The sequence below is a fragment of the Corallococcus sp. CA041A genome, from assembly GCF_003612075.1.
Lineage (GTDB): Bacteria > Myxococcota > Myxococcia > Myxococcales > Myxococcaceae > Corallococcus > Corallococcus exiguus.
The window spans coordinates 1-11,196 of record NZ_RAWF01000310.1 but is presented as its reverse complement, the minus strand read 5'-3'; the positions used below and the strand labels follow the sequence as shown (position 1 = coordinate 11,196).

At 70.4% G+C, this 11,196-nt stretch carries 7 protein-coding genes; 3 read left to right on the top strand and 4 right to left on the bottom strand.

From position 1 onward, the window contains the following. Positions 1-44: 44 nt before the first annotated feature. From D7V77_RS36240 to D7V77_RS36230, 3 genes are all read left to right on the top strand, one after another. The gene (locus D7V77_RS36240; protein WP_120580830.1) at positions 45-1,658 is read left to right on the top strand and encodes an adenylate/guanylate cyclase domain-containing protein; all 1,614 of its coding nucleotides are present in this window, start codon (positions 45-47) and stop codon (positions 1,656-1,658) included. A gap of 17 nt (positions 1,659-1,675) precedes the next feature. After that, positions 1,676-4,048: a serine/threonine-protein kinase gene (locus D7V77_RS36235; RefSeq protein ID WP_120580829.1), complete on the top strand. Its 2,373-nt coding sequence runs from the start codon at positions 1,676-1,678 to the stop codon at positions 4,046-4,048. 117 nt (positions 4,049-4,165) lie between these two features. Next, positions 4,166-5,206 (top strand): hypothetical protein, encoded by a 1,041-nt coding sequence (locus D7V77_RS36230; RefSeq protein ID WP_233597452.1) that lies wholly within the window; start codon positions 4,166-4,168, stop codon positions 5,204-5,206. Here the strand turns inward: D7V77_RS36230 and D7V77_RS36225 are convergent. The 4 genes from D7V77_RS36225 to D7V77_RS36210 all read right to left on the bottom strand — a co-directional run bounded on the left by D7V77_RS36225 (position 5,115) and on the right by D7V77_RS36210 (position 11,077). Next, on the bottom strand, positions 5,115-6,923 hold the full coding sequence (locus tag D7V77_RS36225) for a DUF4215 domain-containing protein (protein WP_120580828.1): 1,809 nt from the start codon (positions 6,921-6,923) through the stop codon (positions 5,115-5,117). The genes D7V77_RS36230 and D7V77_RS36225 overlap by 92 nt on opposite strands. A gap of 131 nt (positions 6,924-7,054) precedes the next feature. Next, a complete protein-coding gene (locus D7V77_RS36220; protein WP_120580827.1) occupies positions 7,055-8,476 on the bottom strand; it encodes a sugar porter family MFS transporter in 1,422 nt (473 codons plus the stop codon). A gap of 169 nt (positions 8,477-8,645) precedes the next feature. Continuing rightward, complete coding sequence (locus D7V77_RS36215) at positions 8,646-10,244, bottom strand: sigma 54-interacting transcriptional regulator (protein ID WP_120580826.1); 1,599 nt, start codon at positions 10,242-10,244, stop codon at positions 8,646-8,648. After that, a complete protein-coding gene (locus tag D7V77_RS36210; RefSeq protein WP_120580825.1) occupies positions 10,241-11,077 on the bottom strand; it encodes an MBL fold metallo-hydrolase in 837 nt (278 codons plus the stop codon). The genes D7V77_RS36215 and D7V77_RS36210 overlap by 4 nt, the downstream gene beginning before the upstream one ends. Between the last annotated feature and the right edge of the window lie 119 nt (positions 11,078-11,196).

Sequence of the window (11,196 nt, the reverse complement as noted above, 5' to 3'; positions counted from 1 at the left end):
CCCCATTCCCGCCCAGGTCCGGGTCGCACCCGCGCGGGCCGCACCTGACGGGGCGGTTCGCGGACGGGTCGCTGGGGGAGTTTCCCCTGGGCCCCACCACGTCGCTCGGCCGCCATCCCTCCAACACGCTGCGGCTGGTGGACCGAGAGGTCTCCAAGGAGCACGCCACCATCGAGAAGGTGGGGCGCGACTTCGTGCTGCGCGACCTGAACTCGTCCAACGGCACCTTCGTCAACGGGCGCCGGGTGACGGGGGAGATGCGCCTGAAGGACGGGGATGAGATCGCCCTGGGCTCCTCCAGGCTCGTCTTCCACAGCGGCGAGGCCCTGCCCGGCGGAAGCAACCCGCCCACGCTGCCGGGCGTGACGGTGGTGGCCAACGCCGTCTCCATGCCGGCCTTCCTGGCGCAGATGGACCAGGTGCCGCAGAACTTCCGTCCAGCCGACCAGGTGACGGACACCGCCGCGCTGCGCCGGGACTACGAGAAGCTGCGCATCGTCCACGAGTTCCACCGGCAGGTGAGCCTCAAGGGCACGCAGGACGACCTGTTCGAGCAGATTCTGAAGGTGGCCTTCGAGCTGCTCGCGGCCGACCACGGCGTCATCCTGAAGGTGGGTCCGCAGGGGGAGTTCATCCCGGCCGCGGTGCACCACCGGCAGGGCAAGCAGGTGAACGTCATGCTGTCGGACACCGTGCTCAAGCGCGTGGTGGAGACGGGCAAGGCGGTGCTCACCGCGGACGCCATCATCGACGAGCGCTTCTCCGCCGCGGAGAGCATCGTGGCGCAGGGCATCCGGTCCGCCATGGCGGTGCCGCTGCTCGTCAACGGCGACATCATGGCGGTGCTGTTCCTGGACAGCCGCCAGCAGATCAACGCCTTCTCGGAGAAGGACCTGACCATCCTCTCCGGCATCGCCGCGCAGGCGGGCATCGCGCTGGAGAACGCGGCCCTGGCGGAGCAGATCCGCAACGAGGCGGTGACGCGCGCGGAGCTGTCGCGCTTCCTGTCCAAGGCGGTGGCGGACGCGGTGATCAACGGCGGCACGGAGGACCTGCGCCAGAGCCGGCTCGCGGAGGTGAGCTGCCTGTTCGCGGACATCCGTGGCTTCACCACCCTGGCGGAGAGCGACTCGCCGCAGGAGGTGGTGTCGATGCTCAACAGCTTCTTCACCGCCATGGCGGACGTGGTGTTCCGCTACGAAGGCAACCTGGACAAGTTCATCGGGGACTGCGTGATGGCGGTGTGGGGTCCGCCGTCGTCCCACCCGGATGATCCGGCCCGCGCCTTGCGCGCCGCGCTGGAGATGCAGGACGCCGTCACGGAGCTCAACCGGCAGCGCGTGCTGGATGGCAAGAAGCCCATCGAAGTGGGCATCGGCGTGAACACCGGCCAGGCCGTCGTGGGCTACATGGGCAGCGCGGAGCGGCACGAGTTCACCGCCATCGGCGACACCGTGAACACCGCGTCGCGGCTGTGCGGCATCGCGAAGAGCGGCGAGGTGCTGGCGTCGGAGGCCACGGTGCGCAAGTCCGGGCCGGGCTTCGACGTGGAGGAGCTGCCGGTGCTGCAGCAGGTGAAGGGCAAGGAGAAGGGCGTGCAGACCTTCCGCGTCCACGGCGCGGAGCTGACCACTTCCACCTCCCGCAAGGTGCGCTGACGGTGCGCTCCTCGTCCATGACGACGACCCAGTCGTGCCCCAACTGCGGCACGGTGCACGACACCCGGGTGTACGTGAGCGGCCAGAAGGTGACGTGCCGCTGCGGCATCCGGTTCGAGGTGCGGCGCGCGGACGTGTCCGGCATCCACCGCCCGGACGTGTCCGGCATCCACCGCCCGCCCGAGCCGTCGGGCATCCGTCCGGCCGACAAGGTCCACGACGAAGCAGGCAACGCGGTGACGTTCACGCCGCGCACTGCGGATGAACCGCCAGAATCGACTTCACCTTCCGCCGCTCCAGGTGTTGGAGCGGGCGGGGAGGACTCGGTGGGACAGGAGATCAGGGCCGGCTCCGTCCCAGGGGGCAACGAGATGAACATCCCGCGACCGGATGGCGTGGGGAAGGCGGACGAGGGCGAGGTTCCCGCGGGGGCGGTGTCTGCCTCCGCCGAGGGCCGCGACGCGCCTTTGTCTGGAGTGGCATTGCCCGCGACGGGCCCGGTGGCAGCGGAGGCGGTCGGGGCCACGCTGGTGCGCCCGGAGTCGCTGGGGGTGAAGGCCCCGCGCGCGCCCCTGAACACGGGCATCCGCGACATCGAGACCGCGGAAACGATTCTGACGGGCGCGAAGCCCGAGCTTCCGGGCCTGGAGCTCCTGGAGGTGCTGGGGCGCGGCGGCATGGGCGAGGTGTGGCTCGCGCGCCAGCGCTCCCTGGGCCGCACGGTGGCGGTGAAGATGCTGCCGCCCCGGCTGGCGAAGGACGCGGAGTTCGTGTCGCGCTTCGACAAGGAGGCGACCGCGCTCGCGGCCCTGAGCCACCCGAACATCGTGCAGATCATCGACCGGGGCGTGCAGGGCGAGCACTACTACTTCGTCATGGAGTACGTGGAGGGCCAGTCGCTGCGCCACGCGCTGAGCGGCAGGGACCCGATTTCGCCCGCGCAGTCGCTGAAGGTGCTGCTCCAGGTGGCGCGCGCCGTGGAGTGCGCGCATGCCAAGAACATCATCCACCGCGACCTGAAGCCGGAGAACATCCTGCTGGATGGGCGGCTGCACGCGAAGGTGGCGGACTTCGGCCTGGCGGGCATCCGCGAGCCGGATTCGGAGAAGCAGCTCACCGCGACCGCGGTGGCCATGGGCACGCTCAACTACATGGCCCCGGAGCAGCGCCGGGACGCGAAGAACGTGGACGGGAGAGCGGACCTCTTCTCCCTGGGCGTGATGATGTACGAGGCGCTCACGGGCGAGCTGCCCGTGGGCCGCTTCAAGCTGCCGTCCGAGCGCGTGCGAGGCCTGGATCCGCGCCTGGATCCGGTGGTGGAGCGCCTGCTGGAGACGGACCGCGAGGCCCGCTACGCCACCGCCACGGAGGTGTGCGAGGCGCTGGAAGGGCTGGTGACGGCCTCGTCGTCGCCGCACGTGGTGGCGCCGGCGTCGGCGCTGGCGCGCGCGCGGACCTCGCACGTGGCTCCGATGAAGTCCCCGACGGCCGCCGAGTCCGCAGTGCTGGACACGATCCACGCGGGCTGGGGCCGGGTGCGCACCGGCCTGTCCGTGGTGGGCGGCCTGGCCGTGCTGGGCCTGGCGGTGCGCGCCTTCGTGGGGCCGGTGAGCCTGCGCCTGGGCGACGAGGAGTACGGCCTTGGCCGCCCGAAGCCGCCCCCGCTCACGGAGCTGCACTTCCCGGCCAACACGGAAGGGGAGGTGTTCTCCGGCCTGAGGCTCACGCCGCCCGAGGCCGGCTCGGCCAGCTCCACCCTGGAGCTGGGCTTCGGGCCGGGCGAGGAGGAGATCAACGTCCACAGCGGCACGTGGACGATGGACCAGGGGGAGCTGCGCGTCGTGCAGGCCGGCCGCGAGGCGGACGGCAAGCTGGTGCCGCGCGCGTACCTGGCGCACCGCTACTTCACGAGCGACGACTTCACGGCCGAAGTGCTGATGGACGTGAACCCGCTGGGGAAGCAGTGGTCGGTGGAGGAGGACGGGCAGCACTTCGGCGAGCTGGCGTTCCGCATCCGCGACGTGCAGGTGTCCGTCTTCGCCATCCCCGACGCGGGCATGCGCCTGTCGTGGCGCTACTTCTCCCCGGAAGACGGGCATGAAGTGGTGGGCAACAGCGCCGAGGACACCAAGAACCTGGTCCAGGACGAGATGCCGGTGCCGAAGCAGGGCCCCTTCCTGGTGAAGCTCCAGCTCAAGCGGCAGAAGAGCGGCGTGCGGGTGGACGCCTTCCTCAACAAGAAGCTCTTCGCCTCCAAGGTGCTGCCGGGCTTCGAGGGCCGCGTGGGCAAGCTGGCGCTGGGCTGCCGCAACCTCGAGTGCATCTTCGATGACCTGAAGGTCGTGGGGCCGCTGCAGGAGCGCCCCGTGCGCCGCGTCCCCGGCGAGTAGTCCGCCGCGGCCTTCCGGCAAGGGGATGGGGCTTGCCGCCCCGTCCGCCCGTTCCCACCTTGCTCCCGCCGGGCTCCGTCGTCTCGGGGCCGTCCGGCACGCGGGCGGGGGTGGGGCATGGCCGTGGACCTGGGGCGCGTGCTCCTGCTGCCGCTCTGTGGCGTGGGCCTGGCCCTGCTGCTCTGGGCGACCTTCACCCTGGGGCGGACGCCCACGGACGCGCGGCCTCGCTGGATGCTCGCGGGCTTCGGGGCGCTGGCCCTGGGGCTGGTGCTCTTCGTCCCGTGGATGCGCGGGACGCCGCTGGTGCCCGTGTCGCCGGACGTGCTGGTGAAGGCGCTGGGCGCCGTGCTGCTGGTGCTGGCCGCGGGGGTGTCCGCCCGGGGGGCCCGGGTGCGCCTGCGGGCGGATGCGCTGCGCGGCGCCGCGCCCATGTCACTCGATGAGGCGGTGGAGGCCTTGCGCGCGGGGCGGCCCCCGGGCTTCGGCGTGTACCGGGGCCAGCTGGATTCGGTGGAGACGCTGACGTCACCGGGCGGCGTGCCCTGCGCCTTCTACGACGCGGCGGTGCACGCGGTGGGGACGCACGGCCGAAAGGGGCCGCTCCTGTCTCGCGAGCGCGCGTACTCGCCGGTGCTGATCCTGAAGGGCGAGCGCACGCGGGCGGCGGTGGGCTTCGCGCCGTCCGCGCTGCTGGCGCCGGTGGAGGTGCGCCGGTGCCTGGCTCCGCCCGCGCTCACCCGTGCGGAGCTGTTGGGGGCGCCCGCGCAGGCGCTGTCCTGGGAGCGCGTGGGCGTTCCTGGGGAAGCGTGCTTGGTGGTGGGGGAGCTTGAGCGCGGATCCCTCGACGGCACCTATCAACTGCGCGGGCGCGGCGGGCGTCCGGCGCTGATGGTGCTGGGGGAGGGCGCCACGGGCACTGGCGGGGTGTTGTCCCGCCGGGCCTGGAGGCACTTCGCGGCGGCCGGGGCGCTGTCCCTTGGCCGCCGTGTTCATGCTCGCCCGGACCCTGTGAGGTCCGGGCGGAAGTCCCCGGTCCGCGAGGGAACCAGGGACGGCGGGACGACTACCCCGGATCGATCTGGCAGTTGTTCGGGCAGTTGTCGAAGTTGTTGGTGTTGCCGTCGTCGCACGTCTCGCCGAAGTTGTACTGGGTGATGCCGTCGCCGCAGCGGGCGTTCCAGATGCAGGTGAGGCTGCACTTGCCGTAGCCCGGGCCGTTGAGGTTGCCGTTGTCGCACGTCTCGCCCTGATCGACCGTACCGTTGCCGCAGGTGGACTTGCACTCGGTGCGCTGGGTCTCGAAGTTGTTCAGGGTCAGCCTGTACGAGGACTGGGACGTGTGGCGCTCCGCCTGGAACACGACGACCTCGTAGATCTTGCCCTTCACCAGGCCCAGGCCTGACACGGTGGCCGCGTCCGCCAGGGACACCGTGCCGGAGGTGGCACCGTGCACGCCGCCCAGGTCCAGGGCGAGCTTGCGGTTGATGAACACCCAGACGTCGTCGTCACCCAGGAACGTCAGCACCTCGTTGCCCTTGAACTCGAACCAGTAGCGCGTCTCGCTGGTGAAGCTGAAGTTGCGCTTGATGCCGTTGTTGTCGTTGAGCCGGTTCTCCTTGCCCAGGCCCACCCAGCCGCTGTCGTCGAGCGGGAAGAAGGTCTGGTCGTCGAACACGTAGGAGTTGTTGGCCTGCTTGTCGAGCTTCAGCGTGCCGACCTCGGTGACGTTGATGTTGGCCGTGTCGCGGTACCACTGGTCGAAGGCCGTCTTGCCGTGGGTGGTGCCGGAGGACACGCCCTCCTTCGCATAGACGGGCTTGCCGTCCGCGCCGAGGGCGGCGAACTTCGCGCCGACGATGCCCTGCTCCGCGCCGTTCGCGTCGTCGAAGTCCGGGTGGATGGTGGCGGGGTAGTTGCCACCGACGGGCTGACCCTTGCCGCGGAAGTCGCGGTAGACGACGGGGATCTCCACCACGTCCGGCAGGGTGCCCTTGACGTTGAAGCAGGCGAAGCCCGCCTCCAGCTTGCAGTCGGACGAGCAGCCGTCGTTGGAGCGGGTGTTGCCGTCGTCGCACTGCTCGGTGGTGTCACCGGGGAGGATGACGCCGTCGCCGCAGCGGGCCTCGCAGGTGCCGTTCACGCACCGGGGCTCCAGCACGCACAGCGGCGAGCAGCCGTCGCCCATGTCGTGGTTGCCGTCGTCGCACTGCTCGGTGCCTTCCTTCTTGCCGTCGCCGCAGGTCGTCTTCGCGCACGGCTGGCCAATGGTGTCGCACTTGTAGCCCTGCTCCAGGCGGCAGGTGTCGCTGCAGCCGTCGCCCTTGATGAGGTTGCCGTCCTCGCACTCCTCCTCGCCGGCGATGATCCTGTCACCGCACTCGGCGGCGCGGCAGCGCTGTCCCTGGAAGGGGCAGGACCAGCCGGTCTCCACGGCGGAGCAGTCCGCCTTGCAGCCGTCGTTGGACTCGTTGTTGCGGTCGTCGCACACCTCGCCTTCCTCGACGATGCCGTTGCCGCACGCCGTCGCCACGATGCAGGGCCGGCCCGACACGGGACACTCGAAGCCGACCTCGACCTCCTTGCAGTCGAACGTGCAGCCGTCACCGCTCACGGTGTTGCTGTCGTCACAGGCCTCGCCCTTCTGGACCTTGCCGTCACCACAGACCTGGGGACCCGGGTCGTACGTGCCGCCGTCGGGCTGCTTGGTGGGGTCGCCGCCGTCGGGACCCGCGTCGCTCTGGCCCCCGTCCGTGATGTTCGTGCCGCCGTCTTCGTCCGAGCCTTCGTCGCCGGGACACGCTGTCAGTGTGAGGAGGAGGGAAGCGAGCAGGACGCTCGCAATCCGGGGGAGCAGGGGGGAATGTTTCAGCATGAAGGTGATGCTGAAAGCCTGTGACCCCAGGTGTCAAATGGATCAGGTGTTTTCTCACCCAGCCGATGCGTAAAAATGAAGAAAGCCCGTAAGGGTGTACGGGCTTCCGTGTATCGCCCTGTCTCGCGGGGCTACATCTGTTCCAGCTCCTGACCCTTCGTCTCGCGGATGTACTTCGCGGCGAAGAAGATCGAGAAGACGGCGGCCGCGGCATAGAGGCCGTACGCCCAGCCGAGTCCCACGGCCTGCAGCGACGGGAACGTGGCGGACACCAGGAAGTTGGCCAGCCACTGCGCCATGGCCGCGATGGACAGCGCGAGCGCTCGGATGCGGTTGGGGAACATCTCGCCCAACAGCACCCAGACGATGGGCCCCCACGAGAAGCCGAAGAAGACGACGTAGAGGTTGGCGGCGATGAGCGCGGTGGTGCCTGCCGCGCCCTGCAGCACGGGCTTGCCCGCGGCATCCAACGGCGCGGTGCCGAAGAGATACGCCAGCAGCCCCAGCGTGAGCGCCATGCCCACGGAGCCGATGAGCAGCAGGGGCTTTCTGCCCACCTTGTCCACGAACGCGATGGCCACGAGCGTGGTGAGGATGTTGGTGACGCTGGTGATGACGGTGATGGCCAGCGCGTTGTGCTCGGAGAAGCCCACCGCCTGCCAGAGGACGCTGGAGTAGTAGAAGATGACGTTGATGCCCACGAACTGCTGGAGCATCGCGAGCACGATGCCGATCCACACGATGGGCAGGAACCCGAAGCGGCCGCCCTTCAGGTCCGCCAGGTGCGGTGTGTAGTTCGTGCGCAGCGAGCGGCGGATCTCCACGACCTTGGCGGGCGCGGCGTCCCCCTCGATGTCGCTCAGCACGCTCAGCGCCTCCTGCTCACGGCCCTTGGCCACGAGGAAGCGCGGGGACTCCGAGATGAAGATGGCGCCGATGCCGTAGAAGAGCGCGGGTGGCAGGCCGCTGAAGAACATCCACCGCCACGCGGTTAAGCCCAGCCAGGTGGGTTTGGAGGCGGAGCCCGCGTAGAGCGCGATGGCGAAGTCCCCCAGCAGGGCCACGAAGATGCCGGACACGATGGCCAGCTGTTGCAGGGACGCCAGGCGGCCGCGCAGGTACGCCGGGGCGATCTCCGCGATGTACGTGGGCGCGACGACGCTGGCGAAGCCCACCCCCAGGCCGCCCACCAGCCGCCAGAAGCTCAGGTCCCAGAGGGAGAACGCGAGCCCCGATCCGATGGCGCTGATGATGAACAGCGCCGCCGCGAGCATCATCGCGCGCCGGCGGCCGTAGCGGTCCGCGAAGGGCCCCGCGGCGAAGGCGCCCGCCGCCGAGCCGATGAGCGCGGAGGATACCGCCAGCCCCAGGCCCAGGCTGCTCGCGGCGAACTCGGCCTTCAGTGCGACGACCGTGCCGTTGATGACGGCGGTGTCGAAGCCGAAGAGGAATCCGCCCAGGGCGGCCACCACGGAGATGCCGATGATCCTGCCGGTCCGCACCTCCCGATGCGCTGGGGGCCCGCTTGAATGGGCATCGAGGACATCCGCCATGACGTGCTCCTTCCCCTCGGACGGGCACGTGTCCGGCCCTCGCGGGTGCGCACAACGGCCCTGAGGAGAGGTGCCCCCGGTGTCCGCCGAAAGGCACTCCCGGACGGGCTGCCGCCCAGATGGCCGCCCGCTGGGGGGCGGGGCTCGGGCTTCGAGGGCGATTCGAAGTTCAGCCCTCGTCCGCCAGGCCGTACTCCTTGAGCTTGCGGGCGAGCGTGTTGCGGCCGATCTCCAGCGTGCGCGCGGCCGCGGTGCGGTTGCCCTTCACGGCCTCCAGCACGCGCAGGATGTGGCGGCGCTCCACCTCCGCCAGCGGAAGGAGGAGCGGTGCGTCCGGTGTGGCGGCGGGCGCTTGCGGCGCGTCTGGTTCGGTGGGCGAGGGCGCACGGTCCAGGGAGGGCAGGGGCAGGTGCTCCTCCAGGATTTCGCCCTCGGACAGCACCACGGCGCTTTCGATGCAGTTCTCCAGCTCGCGCACGTTGCCGGGCCAGCGGTAGCGCTTGAGCCTCGCGAGCGCGGTGGCGCCGAGGCGGGGCACGGGCAGGCGGTGGCGCTTCGCGGCGGTCGCGACGAAGTGACGGGCGAGCCGCTCGATGTCCTCCGCGCCGCGCTCGCGCAGCGGGGGCAGGAGCAGCTCCACGACCTTGATGCGGTAGTAGAGGTCCTCGCGGAACCTGCCCTCCGCCACCATGCGCGGCAGGTCGCGGTGGGTGGCCGCGACGATGCGCACGTCCACCTTGACGGCCTGCGTGCCGCCCACGCGTTCGAACTCGCGGTCCTGCAGCACGCGCAGGAGCTTTCCCTGCACGGCCTGGGGCAACTCGCCCAGCTCGTCGATGAAGACGGTGCCGCCGTCTGCCGCCTCGAACTTGCCGGGCATGCGGTGGTCGGCGCCGGTGAAGGCGCCCTTCTCGTGGCCGAAGAGCTCGTTCTCGATGAGGGCGGCGGGCAGGGCCGCGCAGTCCACCTTCACGAAGGGCTTGTCGCGCCGGGGGCCGTTGACGTGGATGGCTCGCGCGAAGAGCTCCTTGCCGCAGCCGCTCTCCCCGCGCAGCAGCACGGTGGCGTCCGTGGGCGCGGCCTTCTGCACCAGGCGGTAGAGCGCCTTGAGCGGCGGGGCTTCTCCGATGATGCGGTTGAAGAAGTAGCCCACCGGGGCCTGCGGTTGATCCTTCGCGCGCTGGAGCTCCTGGTAGAGGCTGGTGCTCTGGAGGGCGGTGCTCACCTGCGCCGCGATGTCGGTGAGCTTCCGGGTGTCGTCCTCCGTGAAGGGGCCTCCGCCCAGGCGGTTGAGCACCTGGAGCACGCCGTACACGGCGCCCGCCGCGTCGCGCAGCGGCACCGCGGCCAGGCTGATGGTGCGGTAGCCCGTCATCCGGTCGATGTCCGCGAAGAAGCGGCGCTCGCCGCGCGGATCCGGCACGTGCACGGGCTCGCCGGCCTCCGCCACGTAGCCCGCCACGCCCTGGCCCAGCTTCACGCGGATCTGCGCGACCTCCGGCAGGTGCGCCGCGCGGCTGAACAGCTCTCGGCGCACGGGGTCCAACAGCCACAGCGTGCCCCGGTCCGCCTGGAGCGTGATGGCGATGCGGTCCACGAGCGTCTGGAGGAAGGCGTCCAGGTCCACCTCGCGCCCGACGAGGCCACCAAGGGGGAGCAGGACCTGGGACACATCCGGCGGGGACGAGGGCATGGCGGCGGGCAGCGGCGGAAGAGAGAAGGGCGCTGGAGACAGTCTATCGCACGGCTCCGGGCTCGCGGCGCTCATGCGCCCGCCGCGCGGCCCAGGAGCATGCGCTGGCCTTCACGCGCGGGCTCGGTGAAGGGGAACAGGCCGCGCGCCTCCTGCGCCATGTCCTCCAGCAGCTCGTCCGCGTGGGACGGGTCGTGGTGGAAGAGGAAGAGGCGCCCGGCGTGCAGGTCCTTGGCCACCTTGGCCGCGTCCATCATCGTCGAGTGGCCCCAGCCCTTCTTGGACATGCCCTTCTTGCCCTCGTACTCGTCGGGCGTGTACTGCGCGTCCAGGCACAGCGCGTCCGCGCCCTCGAAGTGGCGGGCCACGTCCGGCGTGAGGCGCTCCGGCAGCTCCACGTCCGTGGCGTACACGAAGGAGTGGCCGTCCGCTTCGACCCGGTAGGCCATGCAGCCGTCCGGGTGGGGCACGTCGATGGGCGTCACCTTGAAGGGGCCCACCTCCACGGTGCGGCCGTGCATCGCGGCGCCGAAGGTCATCTTCGAGCGCATGGTGGACAGCGGCACCGGGAACTGCGGCGGGCGCATCTGCTGCGACAGCGTGGACTCCAGCGCCTGCGCGCCATTCGCGCCGGGGCCGTACATCGTCAGCGACGTGGTGGGCAGGTACGCGGGCGTGAAGAAGGGGAAGCCCTGCACGTGATCCCAGTGCAGGTGCGAGAAGAACATCGTCGCCTTCTGGGGAGCGCCCTCGCGCATCATGACTTCGCCCATCGTCCGGATGCCCGTGCCCGCGTCGAGGATCAGCCGCTCGCCCTGGCTCGTCACCTCCACGCACGCCGTGTTGCCACCGATGCGCGAGCCCGACACCGCGATGCTGCCCCGAACGCCAAAGAAGCGGATTTCCATGGTGAGTCTCCTGATGCTCCGACACCCGCTGGGGGCGCCCTGACGTGGAGGGGACAGAGCACGTCCGATGCCAGCGCCAAGGAGCTGGAATCATTGGAGTCACGGGGGTGGGGCAGGGC

What these genes read in the sequence shown, in the direction of transcription:
- D7V77_RS36235 (WP_120580829.1), top strand. Translation starts at nt 1,676, where the DNA reads ATGACGACGACCCAGTCGTGCCCCAACTGCGGCACGGTGCACGACACC.
- D7V77_RS36230 (WP_233597452.1), top strand. Translation starts at nt 4,166, where the DNA reads ATGGCCGTGGACCTGGGGCGCGTGCTCCTGCTGCCGCTCTGTGGCGTG.
- D7V77_RS36225 (WP_120580828.1), bottom strand. Translation starts at nt 6,923, where the DNA reads ATGCTGAAACATTCCCCCCTGCTCCCCCGGATTGCGAGCGTCCTGCTC.
- D7V77_RS36220 (WP_120580827.1), bottom strand. Translation starts at nt 8,476, where the DNA reads ATGGCGGATGTCCTCGATGCCCATTCAAGCGGGCCCCCAGCGCATCGG.
- D7V77_RS36215 (WP_120580826.1), bottom strand. Translation starts at nt 10,244, where the DNA reads ATGAGCGCCGCGAGCCCGGAGCCGTGCGATAGACTGTCTCCAGCGCCC.
- D7V77_RS36210 (WP_120580825.1), bottom strand. Translation starts at nt 11,077, where the DNA reads ATGGAAATCCGCTTCTTTGGCGTTCGGGGCAGCATCGCGGTGTCGGGC.